Source organism: Paenibacillus sp. H1-7 (assembly GCF_022354825.1).
GTDB lineage: Bacteria > Bacillota > Bacilli > Paenibacillales > NBRC-103111 > Paenibacillus_S.
In genome coordinates, this window is sequence record NZ_CP031168.1 from 4,519,124 (window position 1) to 4,540,041 (window position 20,918).

The 20,918-nt window shown below is 48.3% G+C and carries 17 protein-coding genes; 2 read left to right on the forward strand and 15 right to left on the reverse strand.

Annotation, left to right across the window (positions count from 1 at the left end; all coding sequences use genetic code 11):
* Nucleotides 1-307: 307 nt before the first annotated feature.
* The 4 genes from DVH26_RS20080 to DVH26_RS20095 form a co-directional block, all read right to left on the reverse strand.
* Entirely contained in the window at nt 308-1,156 is an 849-nt protein-coding gene (locus DVH26_RS20080) for an alpha/beta fold hydrolase (RefSeq protein WP_239624561.1), read from the reverse strand.
* Between the two features lie 24 nt (nt 1,157-1,180).
* Nucleotides 1,181-1,423, reverse strand: a complete 243-nt coding sequence (locus DVH26_RS20085; protein ID WP_239624563.1) for a hypothetical protein — start codon at nt 1,421-1,423, stop codon at nt 1,181-1,183.
* A 490-nt stretch (nt 1,424-1,913) separates the two neighbouring features.
* Nucleotides 1,914-2,486, reverse strand: a complete 573-nt coding sequence (locus DVH26_RS20090) for an NAD(P)H-dependent oxidoreductase (protein ID WP_239624565.1) — start codon at nt 2,484-2,486, stop codon at nt 1,914-1,916.
* 59 nt (nt 2,487-2,545) lie between these two features.
* Nucleotides 2,546-4,231 carry a DHA2 family efflux MFS transporter permease subunit gene (locus DVH26_RS20095; RefSeq protein ID WP_481857612.1) on the reverse strand — a complete coding sequence of 562 codons (1,686 nt, stop codon included), beginning with the start codon at nt 4,229-4,231 and terminating at the stop codon, nt 2,546-2,548.
* A gap of 281 nt (nt 4,232-4,512) precedes the next feature.
* Between DVH26_RS20095 and DVH26_RS20100 the strand changes: the two genes are divergently transcribed.
* Nucleotides 4,513-5,094 (forward strand): TetR/AcrR family transcriptional regulator, encoded by a 582-nt coding sequence (locus DVH26_RS20100; protein WP_239624568.1) that lies wholly within the window; start codon nt 4,513-4,515, stop codon nt 5,092-5,094.
* 193 nt (nt 5,095-5,287) lie between these two features.
* Nucleotides 5,288-5,986, forward strand: coding sequence for a DUF4386 domain-containing protein (locus DVH26_RS20105; RefSeq protein WP_239624571.1), 699 nt, complete (start codon nt 5,288-5,290; stop codon nt 5,984-5,986).
* 73 nt (nt 5,987-6,059) lie between these two features.
* Here the strand turns inward: DVH26_RS20105 and DVH26_RS20110 are convergent, their stop codons facing one another.
* The 11 genes from DVH26_RS20110 to DVH26_RS20160 all read right to left on the reverse strand — a co-directional run bounded on the left by DVH26_RS20110 (nt 6,060) and on the right by DVH26_RS20160 (nt 20,914).
* Nucleotides 6,060-7,370, reverse strand: a complete 1,311-nt coding sequence (locus DVH26_RS20110) for an ABC transporter substrate-binding protein (protein ID WP_239624574.1) — start codon at nt 7,368-7,370, stop codon at nt 6,060-6,062.
* 230 nt (nt 7,371-7,600) lie between these two features.
* Entirely contained in the window at nt 7,601-9,001 is a 1,401-nt protein-coding gene (locus tag DVH26_RS20115) for a sulfatase family protein (RefSeq protein WP_239624577.1), read from the reverse strand.
* A 223-nt stretch (nt 9,002-9,224) separates the two neighbouring features.
* The gene (locus DVH26_RS20120) at nt 9,225-10,514 is read right to left on the reverse strand and encodes an ABC transporter substrate-binding protein (RefSeq protein ID WP_239624579.1); all 1,290 of its coding nucleotides are present in this window, start codon (nt 10,512-10,514) and stop codon (nt 9,225-9,227) included.
* A 106-nt stretch (nt 10,515-10,620) separates the two neighbouring features.
* Nucleotides 10,621-12,093, reverse strand: coding sequence for a sulfatase family protein (locus DVH26_RS20125; protein WP_239624582.1), 1,473 nt, complete (start codon nt 12,091-12,093; stop codon nt 10,621-10,623).
* A gap of 31 nt (nt 12,094-12,124) precedes the next feature.
* Nucleotides 12,125-13,588 carry a sulfatase family protein gene (locus DVH26_RS20130; RefSeq protein ID WP_239624584.1) on the reverse strand — a complete coding sequence of 488 codons (1,464 nt, stop codon included), beginning with the start codon at nt 13,586-13,588 and terminating at the stop codon, nt 12,125-12,127.
* A 13-nt stretch (nt 13,589-13,601) separates the two neighbouring features.
* Nucleotides 13,602-14,996: a sulfatase family protein gene (locus tag DVH26_RS20135; RefSeq protein ID WP_239624587.1), complete on the reverse strand. Its 1,395-nt coding sequence runs from the start codon at nt 14,994-14,996 to the stop codon at nt 13,602-13,604.
* 13 nt (nt 14,997-15,009) lie between these two features.
* A complete protein-coding gene (locus tag DVH26_RS20140; RefSeq protein ID WP_275590418.1) occupies nt 15,010-16,407 on the reverse strand; it encodes a sulfatase family protein in 1,398 nt (465 codons plus the stop codon).
* 58 nt (nt 16,408-16,465) lie between these two features.
* A complete protein-coding gene (locus DVH26_RS20145) occupies nt 16,466-17,941 on the reverse strand; it encodes an arylsulfatase (protein WP_239624590.1) in 1,476 nt (491 codons plus the stop codon).
* Between the two features lie 81 nt (nt 17,942-18,022).
* The gene (locus DVH26_RS20150; protein ID WP_239624593.1) at nt 18,023-18,199 is read right to left on the reverse strand and encodes a hypothetical protein; all 177 of its coding nucleotides are present in this window, start codon (nt 18,197-18,199) and stop codon (nt 18,023-18,025) included.
* The gene (locus DVH26_RS20155) at nt 18,186-19,556 is read right to left on the reverse strand and encodes a sulfatase family protein (RefSeq protein ID WP_239624595.1); all 1,371 of its coding nucleotides are present in this window, start codon (nt 19,554-19,556) and stop codon (nt 18,186-18,188) included. Before DVH26_RS20155 ends, DVH26_RS20150 begins: the two co-directional genes overlap by 14 nt.
* Nucleotides 19,553-20,914, reverse strand: a complete 1,362-nt coding sequence (locus DVH26_RS20160) for a sulfatase family protein (protein ID WP_239624598.1) — start codon at nt 20,912-20,914, stop codon at nt 19,553-19,555. Before DVH26_RS20160 ends, DVH26_RS20155 begins: the two co-directional genes overlap by 4 nt.
* Nucleotides 20,915-20,918: the final 4 nt, after the last annotated feature.

Genomic DNA, 20,918 nt, shown 5'->3' on the forward strand with positions numbered 1-20,918 from the left:
CTGGACATTCACCAAAAAACCACCGGACACTGGTGGTTTTTGTCATATAACCATCCATATATGGATGGCACTCTCCTAGCGGCAAGAATACGTTAGCCTGATTTGAGTTCTTTCTTAATCGTCTCGTGAATATGCATAGGCTGCTTACCATCGAATGACGACACAAATTTGATCCGATAAAAACACCAAATAATGCAAATTTTATGGGACAAGCTTGCTAGACGTTCAGTTGGCTCTGAACAGGCCGCGCAAGCATACAAACACACTTACTATGACTCATAGTCTGAGGAGAACCAGACTTCGAAGATTAAGTTAGTCGAGTGGATAACCAATGAAACATTTGGTTCAATAATTCTCCGTTTTGCAGAAGGCTATGATTTCCTTCCGTAAAGACAGCGCATGTTTTATCTTCGGAAACAATCATCTGAATAAATTGCTCAATAAGATCTGAATTCACGATGGGGTCAAACCGGTCATAAAGGCATAGAGTCGGATAATGAAATCTATTTGCTTCTGATAAAGCTTTTGTTCCATTACGCGATAGCTCGGCGAACCATCGGGGGGTATACTGAATCGTAGCTGAGGGATCATCCAACAAATCGGAAGTCCAACCAGGCAGACGCGATTGCAACCATTTCCACTTTTTCAGCGATTCATTCCATTTTATTAGTTCAAGCGGCAATGCCGGGGTTAACAAGGAAACAAGATCAAAGCATTTTCGAATCGTAGTTGGAAGGCGGGTGCCCAGCGCAGGTGAAGACAAAATGACACCGGCCGGTTTGCTTTCTAACTGTTGAGCAAACCGGATTGCGATCAAGCCGCCCAAACTATGACCGCATAAAAATAATGGCAATCCCTGATATCGGATTTGCAGTTGAGTGACCAAGTCATCCAAGTCATCTAAGTACTCTTTGAACCGATCAACGTGTCCCCTTTGTCCTCCTGATTTTCCAAATCCGCGCAAATCCGGTGCCATGAATCCAATCTTCCGGTTTACACATTCCTTACCTATATGGGTGTAAAATCCTGAATGTTCTCCTGCTCCGTGAATGAGAAGGACTAGTCCTATGGGGTTTACAGGGATCCAAGAGCGATAAAACAGGTTGATCTCCTGTACAGGTTTCGAATTAGCAAATATACGGGGAGCTCTATACATGGATACCTCTCGGATTTATAGGTTTTACTGAATTAAAACATTGGAATTATCTTTATGCAGCTTGTCCACATGATCGATGATTTCGTTAATATTAGCACTTTCTAACTGGAAGCGATCATTTAAAGTAATAATCCATTTATCATCAATGTATGATACTAAAATCACTCCATTGACAGCTTTAATGGCAACGTTTCGCATCTTTACATCTTTCAAACTCATAAGCTCATCATACAAAGGATGAGGTTCCCCATCTCTGAACAGTTCCATAAAAAACCTCCGTTTTAGAGTTAAGGTAACCCAAACGTAACCCATTCATTCCTTAGGAATTAAAGTTTCTAAGAACCTTATAACATAAAAAAATATGCCGCGTTTTTAGCGGCTTGTAATGTAATCAAGTTCTAATCATCCGACATCTGCTGTCGGACTATGAGGATTACCTCGGTCAGCGCTCGACTGTTTCCTCACAAAACCCGTCCAACTACGTTCACTCCGGCGGCGCCTGGTATCAGCTGCGGGAATACGATCCGGGTAGCAATGCGATGTGGATGAAATCGTGACCGGTTAAGACGGTGATAACAAGAAGGCATAATTTTACGTGTACGAAAGCTTCAGCGGATCCGGTTCCGTGAAGGATTGGGATTAAACCTGTTTCAGTTTCGTTAGGATCAAAAAGGGGCGTACCGCTGGCGGTACGCCCTTCTTGCATTTACAAACTCAAGCGTTTCATTCCAATAATGATTCGAGCTATGGAACAGGTTTAGCTGTAAGCTTGAGTGCTCTGAAATTTCCTTCCATTCACAAATGTGTTTGTCATATAGGCCACGCGTTTCCCTAGAGCCTCGCCTAGTGCAAGACCCTTCTCAAAAAGTGAATGACTTAGCACATCATCAGTATCTTCATCAGGAGATGTAACCCCTATTCCATAATAACTGCCGTATAGCGCATTATCCGGAATATTAGCCGGCAACCCGACGATCATCATCCCTTGATGCAACATTGGAGTGATCAAGTTAAGCAAGGTTGCTTCGATACCGCCATGAACGGTTGCTGTCGTGCAGAATACGGCACCGATTTTATCAACTAATTTCCCATTTGCCCATAAATAACCGAGCTTATCAATCCATGCTTTTAACCCGGAACTAATAGAGCCGAAGTGTCCGGGACATCCCCAGATAATAGCATCCATCTGTTCGAGATCCTTAATATTTGCATGATTGACGTGATTGATAAATACCTCTATCCCTTCTACGCTTTTAGCCCCTTTAGCGATAGAACGGGCTAGCTGTTCCGTATGACCCGCTTCACTATCATAAACGATGTAAATTTTCATCGTATGATCTCCTCCCTTTTCGGTATTAAATCTATTAATCTTGCTTATCATTTTTAATCTTAATGGTCCGGTCTTTGCTGGAGTTTCTTCAGAGCCTTTCGATAACCTTTATCGTTCATTTCTTCCTCAGAGCTATCATCGATAAAGTCTCCCTTTATCCTCTGAAGTGCCATCCTGTATTCTCTATCACTAAAACTCTCATGCTCTTTAGCGGATCGAGGTTTCTTTATAAAGTCCCTAAGTGCACTCCGAAACTCATCGTCTGCACTTTGCTGATCCATGCGCTCGATTGTCTCAGCCTGTTCTTTTTTTATATGCCCGTGAACTACGTCCATCTCATGTTGAGGTTGTACTTCTTCAGAAATTTGTTTGACACGCTTGATAAAGAATGTGAGCACCAGCCCAATAATACCAATTGCAACAATAACGAGATAGGCGTCGTTGATCCCCTGTATGGTAGCTTCTGTGGCCATCTGAGCCTGTGTTGCGCCCTTTGTTCCGCCAGAAGCCAGCATATCCTTCATATGAGTTTTGGTTCGATCGGCCATAATGGTAACGAGCAATGAAGTTCCCAACGCACCGGAAACTTGTCGAATGGTATTAGAGATTGCTGTACCATGGGCATTTAATCGGTTAGGCAGTTGATTCAAGCCTGCGGTTTGAATCGGCATCAACAGCAACGCCATCCCAATTCGACGCGCAGTAGACATAAGAAGGAGATAAGTGTAGCTAGTCGAGTCAGTTAAGTTTATAAAACCAAGCGTTGTCGCAATCGTAATAACCATCCCAATGACAGACAACCATTTGGCACCGAATCGATCGAAAAGCTTACCGGTAACCGGCATGAGAAAGCCCATCACAAGAGCGCCAGGAAGCATTAGCAGCCCGGATTCTAAGGCTGTATACCCGCGGGCATTTTGTAAATAGAGCGGCAGCAGCATCATATCCGCATACATGATCATCGTTACCGCGATACTGATAATCGTCGTCAAGGAAAACATATTATATTTGAATGCCCGCAAATCTAGCAATGGTTCTCTGGAAATCAGCTGACGCCATGTAAATAGCGCGAGGGCTACTATACCTACAGCGATAGATAGAAGAACCTCTGAGCTTGACCACCCTTCGCTCCCCGCACGGCTGAATCCATATAACAGTGTCCCGAAGCCAATGGTAGAAGCTACGACACTGAGGATATCCAGTTTTGTTTTAACCCTTTCGGATACGTTCCCCAAAAATATGAATCCGCAGGCAATGACAATAAGGGCAAGCGGGATCATGCCATAAAACATCGTCTGCCATGCATAGTTTTCCAAAATATATCCGGCAAGCGTCGGGCCAATCGCAGGGGCAAAAATAATGGCCAGTCCCATCATCCCCATCGCGGCTCCTCGTTTATTCGGCGGGAACAGCGCTAAAATGACATTTGTAAGAAGCGGCATAATAATACCCGCACCAGCTGCTTGAATCATACGACCGGATAGCAGAACCGGAAAGCTCGTCGCCATCGCGGAGACAACTGTGCCGATTAGGAAAAGAATCATGGAAGCCTGGAAAAGCTGCCTTGTACTAAACCGCTGCATGAGGTAGGCCGTAATAGGAATCAGTACGCCGTTAACTAACATGTAGCCGGTGGTTAGCCACTGAGCTGTTGTTGCAGAAATATTAAAGTCTGTCATTAATTCCGGGGTCGCAACACTCATTATGGTTTGATTCAGTGTCGCAAGAAATGCACCCAAAATCATAACAAACAAAATGGGACCTTTTTTTACTAAACTATTGCTTGTCTTTTCACTATTCCCCAATGTCCTCCATCCTCTCCATATTTCTCTATACTTAATTTACAAAGTGTTTTATAATTAACACATTGAAGTTTATATTATAGTCATTAAGAGGATTGTTACAAGCAACGATTACAGGACAAAGTGTAATTTAGTTATCGTTTATTGCAATTGTGTCGCTTAAGTCTTACTTATAATACAATACTGATTAAAGTGTAAATTAAATATGGAAAGGAGTTATCCGCATGAATCAAGACAAGCCTCGTATCGACCCAAGGATCCTTCGAACACGCCAACTGCTGAAAGATGCCCTAATCGATTTATTGCATGAAATGGAGATTGAGAAAATTACGGTTAATCGGATTGCAGAGCGGGCAACCATAAATCGAGTAACCTTTTATCTGCATTATCGCGATATCCCGGATATGCTGGAGAAGATGGCCGATGATATGATTGAGGACATACAAAATGCTTTAAACCGCAAGCCATTTCAACCAGGTTTAGAAGAAGAGAAAGCTTTCTTTGTGATGGTTAGTTTGCTTGAACACATTGCTGAACATGCAAAATTTTATAAAGTTGTGCTAGGCTCGAAACGTACGCCCATTTTTACGGAGCGTTTGCTAAGGATGTTGTCGCAGACCGTTACACAAATTGTGGAGAATGAAAGAAATTCCTTCATCTCCGAAGCCGGTATTCAAAAAGACATTGCCATATGGTATGGTTCAGCTGCGTTAATCGGTACGATCGTGGCTTGGGTGAGAAATGACATGCCTTATACGCCGCAATTTTTAGCTCAACAGTTTTCATTGCTAAATCATCTTGTTTAATATTGAAATCGATGATTCGTAAATAATCAAATCGATATGCCCTAAAAAGCCTACAGCTTATTTTCGCAGCAGGCTTTTTTTGCTTATGCTGTCAAGCCTTTACAAACCGGAATAACTTCCATACTAAAGTATCTGTTTTTTCTTATAATTTCCAGTCATATTATAAAAAGCAGCTATTTGGGGGAGGTTAATTATGTTGAGGAGTAGTACAAATTCAGGTAGAAGTTCTGCTGTAATTACTGGAGTGTTATTCATTGCCGGGATAGTTGCAGGGATATTTAGCGTTGTTCCTGTTATAGATGGAGCAGACTACATTGTAAAAGCTTTTACAAATGAAAACCAGGTACTAATGGGAGCCTTTTTCCAGTTGTTAATGGTTGTTTCATATGTCGGGATTCCAATTTTGATGTATCCGATTTTAAGTAAGCATAATAAATATTTAGCTCTTGGATCTGTTTCTTTCGGCATTATTGCGGGTGTGTTCATTATTATCGGTGTAATCATTCTTCTCTTGCTATTGACATTAAGCCACGAATTTGCAAAAGTTGGAATTCTGGATGTATCGTATTTTCAGACCTTAGGTGGCTTGTTAAAGGTAGGACGTGATTTGGTGAACCATGTGGCAATAACACTGGCATTTGTATTGGCGATGCTCTTGTTTAACTGCATATTTTACCAAGCAAAACTAGTTCCACGTTGGTTGTCAGGTTGGGGTCTTATTGGTTCTATATTGTCCATATCGGCAAGCTTATTATTTATGATTCGCTTCATCGGTCTGGATGCAACCTACATGATGTTGAACATCCCAATAGCTTTTCAACAATTGGTTTTGGCTATATGGCTAATCGTTAAAAAATTCAACACAACCGTACGGGATTGTGTTTCAAATTAATATGAAGGCTCTCCAACACACGGCTTGCTGCTCCGTTGTCTCCAATTTGATTGGTTTACCTATTATTATGAATTCATTTGTTGGCATTTTTTACTTCCGTAATGATGCTATTAGCTTGCTCATCTGCAGTTCGAAGTGCCGTGTTAACATCCATGCCGTTTTGTCCAATATTTTTTTGCGCATCACTGAGTACCGCGTAAATTCTGTTGTCATACACCGTATTAACCGGCGGCAGCGCTGGTTTCACCTTAAATAGCCCTTCTAGGTTTTTCCCTTCGAATATGCCGAGTTCCTCGGTATACGACTTTTTGATTTCCGGATTTTTCAGAACCGTTAGCCGCGTACTGCTACGGTTCATTGCGCGTTGGGCCTCATCCGAAACCAACAATTCGAGCACCCGGTAGGCTGCCTCTTTGTTTTTACTTGTCGGAGGAACAAGAAACAGATGAATGTCTACCTGTTTGCTCAAGCCGGGACGGTCGTCATAGGCAGGATACGATACAACGTCCCAGTTAAACGCGCTTCCTGACTTCTCCATTTCAATCAACGGCTTGGATGTCCCATCGATCCAGCCTGGCAGCATCGCCAATCTTCGATCCTTGAAAAACGTGTCGGCACCGTATTTGAATTCCTTTTTCGGACCGATATAGCCGGGTATATCGTATAATTGCTTAATGATCGAAAATACATTCTTATACCCTTCCGACTGCAATACAGCTTTCTCTTGATTGGCGTCAACAACTGGAAGCGAGTATTGACGAATCATCGATTGTGCCGTACCGGGATCCGTGCCGATATACTGAACGCCGTTGTCTGAACGCGTCGTTTTTCTCGCTAATTCAATCACTTCGTTCCACGTCATGTTATCCTTTGGATACGGAACGGCGAATTTATCGAATATATCTTTGTTATACAGCATTAGGCCGACATTCGCGTCAAAAGGAATTCCGTAGATTTCGCCATTTTTTCCGATTTGTTTCAGGCTGCTGACCACTTCGGGCTCAAAACGGTTCAAGTCAATGTTGTATTGCTTCAGCATTGGGGACAAATCTTCACCGAGTCCAAGGTCCAAAGAAAGATTGATTTGGGCGTTACTTGTAAATACAAGGTCGGGGACCGTTCCTGCAGCAATTAACTCTTCCGCTTTGGCTGCCTTTTCAAAAGAAATATTCGGGTATTTTTTTTGCACAGGTTGAACAACTAATTTGTCAAAATCATCATCACTCATACCGACCGCCGTATTGACGATCAACTTGACTGGTTGATCAATTCCTTCTTTTTTATTTGACTGCGAGGAATTCACGGTTTCTGCATGATTACTGCATCCCAAAGGGATTAGCAGCAAACTTGCCAAACCGGAGTATAACAACAATTTTTTAGTCATAAAGCGATGCCCCCATTTTTAAATTATTATATAACCAATAATTCCTATTGTTTATATGGGATTTATTTCATTTTAAAAGACTCTCCGCCCATTTGGAATATCAAAATGTTTTCAAATGTTTATCATTAAGTTGTATCACCATGCGAAAACACCTTGCCTGCCTACGAACATGGAATGCAAAAAAGACGCGGATCCACAATGGGAGAGCGTCTCTAGATTTAAGATGGCTATTATATCTCTACAACTCCTATGTCTTGTACTTCATGCTGCAATCGGTGAAGCTCATCCTTCAGATCCTTAACGATCGCTGCATAAGCCGGATCGGCATATATATTGTTCAGCTCGTGCGGATCTCTCCGCAGATCGAACAGCTCCCATTCCGGCGGCTTGGGATCGTCAATCGCGCCGGTTGATCCGAGGGCTTCCGCGTAGTAATAAATAAGCTTATACCTGTCTGTACGCACTCCGTAATGCGCATATACGCCATGATGCGCCAAATGCATCCAATAGCGGTAATACATAGAGGTTCTCCAGCCTTCAGGCACATTTCCCCGGTTTAACGGACGCAGGCTCGTTCCCTGGAGCGATTCGGGAATCGGTACATCGGCGTAATCCAGGAATGTGGCGGCAAAATCAACATTCAGCACCATTGCGGACTGGACGGATCCCGGCTTGATCTCTTGCGGATAACGAACAACGAAAGGCATGCGCAGCGATTCCTCATACATAAAACGTTTATCGTACCATCCATGATCACCTAGGAAAAAGCCTTGATCGGACGTGTACACGACGATCGTATCGTCAGCTATGCCTTCCTGATCCAAATAGTCCAACAGACGTCCTACATTATCATCAATCGAAGCGATACATCGCAAGTAGTCCTTAATATACCGCTGATAGTTCCAGCTTTTTAGCTGCGCAGGCGTCAGTCCTTCGGGAGGTATTCCTTTGACGTCTTCTTCCTTCAAGTCGCGATCGACTCTCATTGTGGCTGCAGCGGCCGCACTGGCACGATTCGCATAATCGTCATGAAACGTTTTCGGTTCTGGAATATCGATATCATCATATAAATGGGCATGCTTCTCGTCGGGGACCCATGGACGGTGCGGCGCCTTATGATGGCACATCAGCATGAAAGGCTGTTCCTTGTCCCTTCTGCACAACCAATCCAGGGACAAGTCTGTAATCAGGTCCGTTACATAGCCTTCATACGTCTTTTTCTCGCCATTTTCAATGAAATTAGGATCAAAGTATTTCCCTTGTCCCGGCAGTACATTCCAATAATCAAACCCAGTCGGGTCGTTGTCCCCGCCTTGCCCAAGATGCCATTTCCCGACGATGGCCGTTTGATAGCCGCTGGCTTGAAGCAGCTTAGGGAAGTTAGGCTGTCTGCCGTCAAGCTTGTCCCCCAGTGTCCGGACACCGTTAAGGTGATTGTAAATTCCGGTTAAGATCGTAGCTCTGCTGGGCGCACAAATGGAATTGGTGCAAAAGCAATTGTCGTAGCGAATCCCCTCATTCGCAATGCGGTCAATATTAGGCGTCTGATTGATTCTGCTGCCATAACAGCTCATGGCGTGGGCTGCATGATCGTCGCTCATAATAAACAGAATGTTCGGTTGTTTCGTCAAATCCGCTTCCCTCCTCATGTACTCGAAATAAGTGTAAATTTAAAAGACGCAGCTTCCCTACAGGGAAAGAACGTTTTGTCTCCGGCTGTCCGGTCAAATGGTGCAATCTAAAATACCAAACAATACATACCATTTTACTTGGACTTTTACTTTTAACAATATCATTATGTCATTTGCGGTTTGGCATTTTGTCGGACAGCACAGCATACTTTGGAGTCGCCGGTCATTTACTGTTCGCCAGCTCTTTTTCTATTTCCTTGTTGGCCAATTCCTCCGCCTCACGGAGCGCCGTTATAATATCCACATTATTGGCCAGCACCTTTTGGTTCATGGCCGGGCCGATTTGCGTACTTGCGATCTGTGAATATTTGTCTATTCCTCTCCTGACTCCGTTTTTATTGTAGAAAATCGCATCAATATTCCTCCCTTTCAAAGATTTCAGATTAACGCCAAAATCCTGTTTCGCCTTGGGATCGGTCAAGCTCGTCAGCCTGCCCCTTTTATTCATTTCATGCTGATTGGTCACATCCGTTACTACCTGCAGCACCTTGAAGGCGGTATCCTTATTTTTCCCCGTTGTCGTAAGCATCAAGACGTGGACGTCGAGCTCCGCGCCGATCCTTGGCGCTTCCGGAAAGGTCGGGTGCGATACCATATCCCAATTCATCGGATTCCCCTGGTTATGCAGCTCTTCAAATTCACCCAGCCGTGCTCCCATGGCTGCCATCATCGCCAGCGTACGATCGACCTCGAACGTTTTAATATTGTTCCCGGGTTTATTGCCCGGAATATCCCAAATGGCTTTATGCTCTTTGAAAATATGAATCCACTCGTCTCCGGTCAAGGTTGCTTTTTTCGTAGTCGGATTATATGTACTCAGTGAAAGCTGTCCAGCCATTCGATCGACCCCGGCAGGATGTAAGCCGTAGTATTGCTGCCCGTTCTCCATTCGCGTCATCTTCTTCGCAAGCTCCGTCGTTTCTTCCCACGTCATGCCGTCTTTGGGATAGGGCACACCGAATTTATCAAACAAATCTTTGTTATAGAACAGCGCGGGAAAGTTGATGGAGAACGGGATGGCATACAATTGTCCTTGATCTCCGTAAGCCCGGATCGTTTCAACCGCCGTCGGTTCAAAAGCGTTTAGATCGACATTGTTAAGCTTCACTAAAGACGTCAAATCCTCCAGGGCATTAAGCTCCTTGAACTGACGGATCACATCGGGACTTCCGAATACAATGTCAGGCAAATTATCGTTGGCGACAAGGGTTTGCGGCGTATTGGTCGTGTCCGTTCGCACTAGCGTGATCGATATATTCGGATATTTCTTTTTGACCGGTTCGACAATCAGAGCCTGAACCTCCTCATCGGAGATGTTGGCTCCCCGTTGATACAGAACCAATTGTACAGGCTCATCATTACTTGTAACGGGTATATCAGAGCTTTTTGTGCTGCATCCGGTACCGGTCATGGCTGCGATAGTCAATAACATGGCGATTTGCTTTTTGTTCATTTGTCTCACTCCCCTCACAAGATTAATGGTTGAAAACAAAAAGAAACGCAGTCTCCCCTAGGGAAATAGCGTTTCCGGAGTGTCCAGTCAACGGTTATCTTTGTCGTTATCTCCTTAATAACCTCTCATTCCAATTGCTTGCGATCCAGTCCGCTAAATTCGTCCCCACCGACCGATCCGGCGGAACATTGTCACCCTTGATTGTTTCGGCCAACGGATCGACATAGACCGGTGCAGGCGCATCGAACAGCAGCGTTTGGAACAGATGCTCGCGGCAAGCTCGGATCTCTTGATCATAGGCAGAGTCGTTGATGAGATTGTTCAGCTCGTACGAATCGGCATCCAGATCGAAAAATGCGGATTTGCCAGGGTCGCTCGTCAAAATCAGCTTGTAACGCTCCGTTCTCACCATATACTGCTTCCCTCGCCCGTTCTCGCCAATGACGAAGGCCCTCGGGTTCCCGGCTAAGCTGCTAATGCTTTTACCGGCCATGAACTTCGCTTTGTCCACCTGCGCATGCTCAAGCAGCGTAGCGGAAACATCGATATTATTCACCAGTAAAGCGGATCGTTCCCCCGCCTGCTCGTTGTTCGGATATTTGATGATTAGCGGGACTTTGATGAGCGGCTCGTACATGTAATTCGATTTCAGCAGCATGTGGTGGTACCCCATATATTCACCGTGATCGCTGGTGTACAGGATCAGCGTATTCTCGTAGAGCCCTTTTCTTTTGAGCGTCTCGATCATTTGCCCGACCTTATGGTCGATCTGACTGATCGAACCATAATAATACGCCATCGCTTGGCGCAATACCGGCTCCGTCAGCTTCGCATGCGGGAAGAAGCCCTCGTTCATACGCAAATCCGCCGGCAAATTTTGCTCGGTCCAGCCCGGCAGCAGTTGAAGCTTTTCGGGATCGTACATGGCATCCCACGGCTTGGGCGGATCGAAAGGATGGTGCGGCTTGATGAAGCTTACCATCAGCAGCTCGCTATGCTCTCCCCATGACTCCAGTGCTGCCAGCGCCTGGTTACCGATCCATGTCGTCGAATGGTGCTCCTCCGGCAAGTCGGACGTTAATGCGCCATACGAGTCCCAATACGGCTGCGTCGCTTTTTCCCTGTACACTTTCACTTGATCCATCAGGTCGATCCGGTCCATTAGATCGCGTTCTCGCAAGTAACGGTGGTAATCGTCCTCGTATCGGCCGTCACCATTCTGTTCTGCCAGCTGCATCGAATCAAACCCAAGATCCAGATAGGTAGGGGTAAAATGCATCTTTCCCACCGCTTGGGTACGGTAGCCCGCTTGCCGCAGCAATCGGGGGAACGTATCGATTTCCTTCGGAATCGTGCTCCGATTGCTCCACCCCAAATGCTGGTGAGGATATAATCCGGTAAGAAACGAATAGCGCGAAGGGGTGCAGAACGGCGCGCTGCAAAAGCTGTTGTCATACGTAACGCCATCTTGACTCAAGTCATCCAGATTCGGTGTCCGGATGTCCCGGTTCCCGTAGGCGCCTATGCAATCGTATCGATGCTGGTCGGCCATAATGATCAGAATATTCGGTTTGCTCATAACCCCTCCGTTTCTGCGGCGTCCGCGTCGTTTAATAATCCGAGTAATCCGACGGCCACAAATCCTTATTGTCCAAGCCGATCTGTTTTCCCCACTGGGTCAAATACTGCAAGTCGGCCTTTTTGCTTGCGACTGTTTCTTTGATCCGTTCCGGATTCCAATTTTCCAGCAATAGCTTGAGCAGCTGATCGCGGATACCAGTGTATTCTTCCAGCGGGTACAGATCACGCTTCTCGTGCGGGTCGCTCTCCAGATCAAACAGCTGCGCCGCGTGGTTGCTGTAATAGTTCAGCTTGTATTGTTTAAAACGGATCATACGGGAAGGCCCCAGCAGCAGTTCGCAATAAACCGGACGCTCCGTCCAAAAGGCCTCTTTGTCCGCGCTGGCGCCCGCCTCCAGCAGCGGCCGCAGATCATTGCCGTCGAGTCCCGGCATTGCGGGGGCACCGGATAGCCCGACCAGTGTCGGCGCCAGATCGATCAGACTGACCGGCACATCGACCGTACGGCCCCTGGCGAGCTGAAATTCGGCGGTGTCCTGGGACAGCGGGTGCCAGATCATCGGAACGGCCGCCGAGCCCTCGTAGAAGCTTTGCTTCCAGAACATGCCGTGGTCACCTGCCATTTCGCCATGGTCGCTCACATATACGACGATGGTGTCGCCGGGCAGCGAACGCGCCGCCTCCACCACTCGGCCGATGTGGCGGTCCAATTGCTGAACAAGTCCCGCGTAGCTGGCTCGTACTCTTCGGACATCCTCGGCGGTCGCTTGATCTATCTTTAACCGGTTGAACCAATCCGCGACCCAAGGGTGTAAAGGTTCTTCATCTCGTGAAATCGGCTCGATGCCTTGCAATGCCTCAGAAGTGGCTGCATATATGTCCGGCGGGCATATAAATGTCGGGTGCGGACCGTAGTAGCCTACCGTAAGAAACAAGCTCCGGCTCTCGCCGCTGCGGAGGCGGGTGTCAAGAAAATCTACGCAAGCATCCGTCACCGCTTGATCGTACCTTAGCACCGGGCTGTCTCCCGGACCGGAATGCTCCAGCGACAACATGCCTTGCGCCGCGGTTCCTTTTAGTCTGCCGTAGGGAGCGGATGGTCCTCCGCTGTAGGTTGGCGTAATGTCTCCGACGAGCCGCTGCTGGTAGCCGTGTCTCTGATCCGGCCCCTTAAAATGCATCCGCCCGCACAGTACGGTCTCATAGCCCGCCAACCCCAATGCATGCGCAAAGGTCGGAACATCGGAGGCGAGCTCATGCTCGTTGCCCCACACTTCGGTGCGGTAAGGGTATCGTCCGCTGATCATGGACATGCGGGAAGGCACGCAAAGCGGCGCATTGCAGTAAGCATTCGTGAAACGGACGCCGCCTTCCGCGAGCCGATCAAGGTTCGCTGTGTTCAGGTACGATGCTCCCGTGCAGCCCATCCAATCGGCGCGGTGCTGGTCGGATACGATCATGATGATATTAGGCGCTTGACCTGCTTGACTCATTGTTAACACCTCGCTACTCATAATCTTTCACTTGCTCGCGCAGCCGGTTCAGCTCCGCTTTCAAGCGTTCTACAACATCGGCATACTCCGGAAGATCGTAAACATTGTTCAACTCGTGCGGGTCGTTTTCCAGGTCGAACAATTCCCATTCCTTCGGCGTGGGAATGTCGTTGGTGCCTTTGCAACCGAGCGCCTCGCCATAATAATAAATCAGCTTGTGCTTCTCGGTACGGACGCCGTAATGGCTGGTGACGGCATGTATTTTATCCATATGCATCCAATACCGATAATAAACGGACGTCTGCCAGTGGTCCGGTACAACGCCTTGCACGACCTGGCGGATACTGCATCCCTGCATGTCGGACGGGATGTCCAATCCGGCATAGTCCAGGAAGGTCGGAGCAAAATCGACGTTCAGTGCAAAGGCATCCGTATCGCTGCCGGCGGTGATCTCCCTTGGATATCGCATTATAAACGGCATGCGCAGCGACTCCTCGTACATGAACCGCTTATCGTACCATCCGTGATCGCCCAGGTAGAAGCCTTGATCCGACGTGTACACGACAATCGTATCCTCCGTTAACCCTTCGGCATCCAAATAATCGAGCAGACGGCCGACATTCTCGTCAATCGATGCGACGCAGCGCAAGTAATCTTTAATGAAATGCTGATACAACCATTTCTTCGCCTCCGTCGCTGTCAACCCCTCCGGTGCAGCGTACTTTGGCACATTCCTCGGCAAATCCCGGTCAATTCTCATTAAGGCGGCTCCGGCGGCGCTTCCCCGATTACGGTAATCGTCGTAGAACGTGACCGGCTCCGGAATCTCCAAGTCCTCATACAGCTGCGCATGCTTCTCATCCGGCTGCCATGGTCCGTGCGGCGCCTTGAAGTGGCACATCAGCAGAAACGGTTTGTCTTTATCCCGCTCTTCAAGCCATGTAAGGCTCTGATCGGTCGTCACGGTCGTCACATACCCTTCGATGGTCCGTTGTTCACCCATTTCGATAAATTCGGGATCATAGTAGCGGCCTTGTCCGGGCACGACGTTCCAATAGTCAAAGCCCGTCGGATCATGTTCGCCGCCGTGCCCGAGATGCCACTTGCCGATGAGCGCCGTTTGGTAGCCGGATGCTTGCAGCAGCTTCGGAAATGTCATCTGTCTTCCGTCAAATTTGTCCGCTAACGTCTTTACCCCATTGTGGTGGCTGTATTTACCGGACAGAATCACCGCTCTGCTCGGCGCGCATATCGAGTTGGTGCAGAAGCAGTTGTTCAAGCGGATGCCTTCATTCGCGATCCGGTCCAGATTCGGCGTTTCATTGATTCGGCTTCCATAGGAGCCGATCGCTTGATAGCCATGATCGTCGCTCATGATGTAGACAATGTTCGGTCTTCTTTGGGTCATTAAGCGAGCCTCCTTAGGATGAGAAAGTCGATTGCTGCACATCGTCAACGGTAACTTCGGCGAACCGCTGCTCCAGCTTCGCGTGCAGGCTGCATACAAGCTCGGGCTGATCGCTCGCGATGCTGCGAAGCTCGAGAGGATCCGACTCCATATCATACAATTCTATCGTTTCGTCGTGATGAGCTATCAGCTTATATTTCTCGTTGCGAAGGCATCGGAAATGTTTGCCGGAGCTTATAATTTCGCTGCGGTGATGGCTTCCGGGGCTTTCGAGCAGCAGCTCCGCGAGCGAAAGCGCGTCGATTCCGCTTTGCGGCGGAAGGCCCGCCAGCTCGCCCACCGTTGGATTCAGATCGATCAATTCTACCATCGCCGCAGAAACCTGCCCCGCTTCAATCCCTGGACCGGCCACGATCAACGGCACGTGGATGGACGGCTCGTAAGGCAATGTTTTGCCGTACAAGCGGTGATCGCCCAGCATTTCCCCGTGATCGCTCGTAAACACGATGTACGTATTGTCCATCATTCCCCGTCGCTCCAGCGCATCGAGAATCAACCCGATCTGATCGTCGATCACCTCAATGGCGGCACAGTATTGCCTGCGGGATAGGGTGATTTCGTCCGGTTGAATCGGCTCTCCCTTTTTCCGGACCCATGCCGGCTTCCCGTCAATCCCATCAGCGGCTTCAGGCACCTGTGTGTGACGGTACTTATCGGCGTATGCGGTCGGCGGATCGAACGGGGAGTGCGGCCCAACGAAGCTGACGAAGGAGAACCATGGGAAGTCGTCCGGTACCGTATCGATCCAATGTGCCGCTCTGCGGCCGATGTAGCAGTCTTCGAACGCTTCCGTCGGCAGCGCCGAATCACGGAACGATTGGGAGTAGCCGTTTTTCTTACCCCGGCTTCGATAATCGTCATAGAAGGTTTGCAACAGTCCGTGCTGCTCAAGATAATGGGTATACGGACCAATCGGCGTCGGCGAAGAGCCGGCATGCGCCTTGCCTTCACATTCCTCCGGGTGGGTGAAGCCCCATTGATAGGTATTCGGTCTGTCGCCGAACCTGCCGTTGTAACGATCCGGCTTGTTCAAATCGAGCTTCCCGACGCAATGAACGCGATAGCCGTTATCGCGAAATCGCTGATACATCGTCTCATGCTGCTTGCTGAGCACATGTGAGTTATCGACCAGACCGAGACGCGCCGGGTCTAGTCCCGTAGCCAGCGAGATGCGGGCGGGCACGCAGAGCGGGGAGTTGGTGTAACAGTGGGTGAAGCGAATCCCGCGCCGGGCTAGACGGTCGATATTCGGTGTACGGACGTACTCCGCACCCATGCAGCCTAAATAATCGAATCGGTGTTGATCGTCCATGATAAACAATATGTTAGGTTTGCTTGCTGCCTGGTTCATCGATATGTGCCTCCTGTAGTTGTCTGCTTGACCTATTGCGATTCCTGATTTCTGCAAGTTATACATCATCTTCCCGCTCCGCCCTCTCGAGACGCTCACGGTAACGGGGTGACACGATCGGCGGCTTTCCGGCCTGATTAATCAATCGGTCTCCCTCTGTCAGTCCCACATCACGGGGCGCAAGCTCTGCAATAAGGCGCCTTCTCCAGCGGAGCAGCGTGTCGGAGTAATTCGGATCAGTGGATCGATCGATAAGCTCGTAGCGGTCCTGCCGCAGATCGAACAGCTGCTCCGTTCCGAGACGCGGAAACCATATGTATTTGATGCGTCCGTCCGTCACATACTGCATTTCCTGTTCCTCGGAATAACAGGTACTGTGCTCCCCGTGAATATAATCGCGCCACAGCGGCTTCTCCTCCATCATAAGCGGCAGAACGCTTTTCCCGTCGACCGTATCCGGAATTTGCAGCCCGACCGCGTCCAGAATCGTAGGCATGATGTCCTGCAGCACCACCGGAGCATCTACTCTTTCCGTGACCGCTACTCCCGCTTGTTGCGGCAATTTGACGATCATTGGCACATGGGCCGATCCTTCATAAGCGTAAGTCTTTCGCCAAAGGTTATGGTCACCCATCATATCCCCGTGATCCGATGTGAAAATAATCAACGTATTTTGCCACAGCTTCTGCTTCTTCAAGTAATGGAACAGTCGTCCGATCTGATGGTCGATATGGTTGATGGAGCCGTAATATCCCGCGCGGGCTTGATGGATGTCCTCACCTGGTCGCTTGCCCCGCCAAGCATCCGGGTTGAAGGCTGTCCTTTTATCGTCGTGAATCGATGCCCATTCGCCGACAACGGCGGACGGAAGGTTCTTTTTCATGTACAAATCGAAATAATAGGGCAACGCATCATACGGCGAATGCGGCCTTGCAAACGACATTTTCAGAAAAAACGGTTTCCGGGGATCCCGCTCCTTTAAGAATTGAATCGATTCGTTCACCGTCCAATTCGTCGGATGCAAGTATTCCGGTGCATGGTTTGGCCTGGCCATCCATGAATTCCAACTAATCCCGTGATCGGTATAATCGTAATCGCCGGTTTTATTCTGTTCGAACCATCGGCGGTAATTCGAGACAAAGCCCGGATCCTCTGCGCGGCCTGATTCGTCCAATACCGTTCTGTGAAAGCCGTTTAACACCCGCTGCGGCGAAAAATGCATTTTACCGACGCCTTGCGTATGATAACCCGCTTGAGCAAGCTCACCGGGAAGCGTATGCTCGAATCCTGTTCCCATTGGCCCTTGCCCTCGTCCCATTCCCAGGATGCCGGTATTCCAGGGATTCATCCCCGTAAGTAAGGAGGCTCTGGCCGGTATACAGGAAGGCGTACAGCTATACGCATTATCGAACAATGTTCCCTCGGAAGCCAAGTAATCTAGGTTCGGTGTTTGAATCACCGGATTTCCGGCACACGATAATGTATCCCATCGCTGTTGATCGGTCATGATCAATATCACATTCGGCTTCGCCAATCAGATCGCCTCTTATTATGAAATTTGTATGCTTCTTTCACATCATACGATCCTGCTGATCGAAATAGAAAACAATTCGGATTAAACAATCGTAGCTGCGGATTCGTCCGTATGAACCGGGGGCGGCTCCTCGAACAGAATCCAGCGAGACAGCGCCTCGACGTACTCCTTAACTTCCTCTTGATACCCGGGATCGTCGATCCGGTTGCAGCTTAATGATTCTCCTTTCGTATTTTCTGTGTAGTCAATGGATTCCAAATTTCGGCGTCTGGTCCGCTAAGAAGGCCCGGAAGGAATCCGCAACGGGATCGTATGTCGAGCTCATGGTGTAAAGCAGCTCTTGTCTCATATCGTTCACGATATGCCCGTATTGAGGATCATCGATCAAATTAATCAATGCATCGGGGTCCTTTTCGAAATCATATAGCTCTTCTTTTACCCGATACTGAAATAGACGGACCCGCGTGGATATAGCTGCATCCATCTCCGCAGCACGCTGCATCGCTTTAAAGGTTAAGCCGTTTTGCGATTCGTTCACGAACACATTTTCCTGATCGGACCAGTCGTTATAGATGTAGCCATATTTTTTATTCTGCACACAGCGCATCGGATAATTGCGTTTCCCCGAGGTCTGATTGAATACAGTGAACACCTTGTTGCGAAACGGCTGCGTATTGCCAAGCAACAGATCTCTGAAGGAACGGCCGTCTCCCCCCCTCTCCTTAGGCAGGCCGGCTGCCTGCAGAATCGTCGGCATAAAATCGATCCCGGAAATAAAGTGCTGATCATCCACCGTTCCCGGTTTGATTTTGCCCGGCCATCGAACGATCCATGGCGTACGAGTGCTTGTCAAATAGCAATTCGTTTTGGCAAAAGGAAAGGCCATGCCGTTATCGCTTAAAAACATGACCAGCGTGTTATCCTCCTGTCCCGATTCCTTGAGCGCTCTTAAAATTTCACCGACCGTCTGGTCGCACCGATGAACGGATGTAAAATATTGAGCGAGCTCTTTGCGAACCTCCGGAAGATCCGGCAAAAATCCCGGAACTTCTATCTCTTCCGGAGTAAAGTGACGGGTTGCTTCCGTATGCCGGCCAAAGGCTTTGATCTCCTGTTCGCTTCCTGCAAAAGGTCGATGGGGATCGTGAGAGTTGGCCATGAGAAAGAAAGGTACGTCCTCCCGAACGGCCTCCTCGATAAACTGCTTCGAGTGCCGGTAATACACTTGCGGATTGCGGCCATAACCGCCCGTCTCATCTACAGTGCGAATCGATGCGTCCCAATAAAATTTTTCGGCCGGTGCCAGATGTGTCTCTTTCCCGATAATTCCGTTGCGGTAGCCTGCACGCTTGAGCAGCTCCGGCAGCGTGACGACGTCCGAATCAATGGGCCCGAAGCCTATCGCCCCGTTACGATGCGGGTATTTACCCGTCATGAGCACTGAACGGGAAGGCTGACAAACAGCGATGTTCACATGGGCATGGACGAACCGGATGCCCTCCTGAGCCAAGCGATCGATGTTTGGCGTAACACCGGGTATTCCGCATCCTGCAACGCCAGGTGAGTTGTAGTTCAGGTCGTCCGCTGTAATCAACAATATATTAGGTCTGGTCATGATCGATCAATCGCTCCTTTCAACGATCTTACGCAGGATTGTGTGATGCTGTTCGTTTCCTCCACCCGATTTCCTTCCCGGTCCGTCCGGACATATTGGGTGAACGGGTCTTGATGAAGCTCCATCCAACGTGAAATTTCATGTGCGAATCGATTTTTGATATCTCTGTACTCTGGATGATTAGCCAAATTATCTACTTCGGCGACATCGGTTGACAGATCGTAGAGCTCCTCTTCACCACTGCGGTATCTATTGAATTTGTACCTTCCATCTGTCACGCTACGAATGGGATTGATCCATTTTTGTTTCGAATAATATTGCATGACAACATATTCACGGCTTGGAGCTTCCCTGTTAAACAAGCTTGCCTTCAAGGAGATTCCGTCCAGCTGTGCGGGAACTTCAAAACCCAACAGATCGATGATCGTCGGCAGATGATCGGCATTCACCGTCAGTTGATCCCGGCTCGCACCCTCGGGAAGAACACCCGGCCAGCTGTAAATCAGCGGAATTCTTACCAACTCCTCATACATCATAGGACCCTTATATGGCGTACGATGAGCTGCCATCAAGTCACCATGATCGGACGTAAATACGATCAACGTACTTTCGTACAGTCCTGTTTGTTTCAATTTCGTTACGATCCGGCCGAATTGACGATCGATCTCCTCGACAAGCCGGTAGTAATAGGCCAAATAATATTTCCAATCTTTATCCGCATATGATTTAAGCGGTTTCCCTTGATCCTCATCCCGAAACAACCGCTGTGCGGCAGGCTTTGTCGACAAATCGTCCGTAAAGTTATCCGGCAGGCGAATAAGGGAAGTGTCCAATGGTTTCCCGTCCAGCTTATTTCGAACGACGTGATAAATATCATGAGGATTGTTATAAGAAACCATGCAGAGCCATGGACGATCTTTAGCATCGGTTTGTTGTTCCAAAAAGCTCAGCGCATGGTCGGTCGTTTCTTCATCATTGCTATGGAAATCGGCGGTCACATCGAAGCCATATTCCGTTATAGGTGTACGTCCCAGATGCCATTTGCCGAAATATGCCGTCCGGTAGCCATGCGCTTTCAGCAGATTCCCAAGATTCGGAAGCTGCGGGTCCAACGGTTCCGTATGCATCGTGCCCATATTTCCGATCACCTGGGTCTTATGCGGATACAGACCCGTCAATAGGGCAGACCGGGAAGGAGAGCACTGCGGCGTTACGCAATAGCTTTTTTTAAACCGTACGCCTTTCTGCGCCAACTGATCAATATGCGGCGTATATACCCGATTATGGGCGCCATAAATATTCAATGCCAGCATACTTAATTGATCGGCAAAGACATAAAGCACATTGGCTTTTTTCATTGAT

Excerpts from the sequence above, each read along its gene's own strand:
- DVH26_RS20140 (WP_275590418.1), bottom strand. The coding sequence starts at position 16,407 with ATGAACCAGGCAGCAAGCAAACCTAACATATTGTTTATCATGGACGAT.
- DVH26_RS20090 (WP_239624565.1), bottom strand. The coding sequence starts at position 2,486 with ATGAAAATTTACATCGTTTATGATAGTGAAGCGGGTCATACGGAACAG.
- DVH26_RS20160 (WP_239624598.1), bottom strand. The coding sequence starts at position 20,914 with ATGAAAAAAGCCAATGTGCTTTATGTCTTTGCCGATCAATTAAGTATG.
- DVH26_RS20130 (WP_239624584.1), bottom strand. The coding sequence starts at position 13,588 with ATGAGTCAAGCAGGTCAAGCGCCTAATATCATCATGATCGTATCCGAC.
- DVH26_RS20100 (WP_239624568.1), top strand. The coding sequence starts at position 4,513 with ATGAATCAAGACAAGCCTCGTATCGACCCAAGGATCCTTCGAACACGC.
- DVH26_RS20120 (WP_239624579.1), bottom strand. The coding sequence starts at position 10,514 with ATGAACAAAAAGCAAATCGCCATGTTATTGACTATCGCAGCCATGACC.
- DVH26_RS20095 (WP_481857612.1), bottom strand. The coding sequence starts at position 4,231 with ATGATTTTGGGTGCATTTCTTGCGACACTGAATCAAACCATAATGAGT.
- DVH26_RS20125 (WP_239624582.1), bottom strand. The coding sequence starts at position 12,093 with ATGAGCAAACCGAATATTCTGATCATTATGGCCGACCAGCATCGATAC.
- DVH26_RS20110 (WP_239624574.1), bottom strand. The coding sequence starts at position 7,370 with ATGACTAAAAAATTGTTGTTATACTCCGGTTTGGCAAGTTTGCTGCTA.
- DVH26_RS20105 (WP_239624571.1), top strand. The coding sequence starts at position 5,288 with ATGTTGAGGAGTAGTACAAATTCAGGTAGAAGTTCTGCTGTAATTACT.
- DVH26_RS20085 (WP_239624563.1), bottom strand. The coding sequence starts at position 1,423 with ATGGAACTGTTCAGAGATGGGGAACCTCATCCTTTGTATGATGAGCTT.
- DVH26_RS20155 (WP_239624595.1), bottom strand. The coding sequence starts at position 19,556 with ATGACCAGACCTAATATATTGTTGATTACAGCGGACGACCTGAACTAC.
- DVH26_RS20135 (WP_239624587.1), bottom strand. The coding sequence starts at position 14,996 with ATGACCCAAAGAAGACCGAACATTGTCTACATCATGAGCGACGATCAT.
- DVH26_RS20080 (WP_239624561.1), bottom strand. The coding sequence starts at position 1,156 with ATGTATAGAGCTCCCCGTATATTTGCTAATTCGAAACCTGTACAGGAG.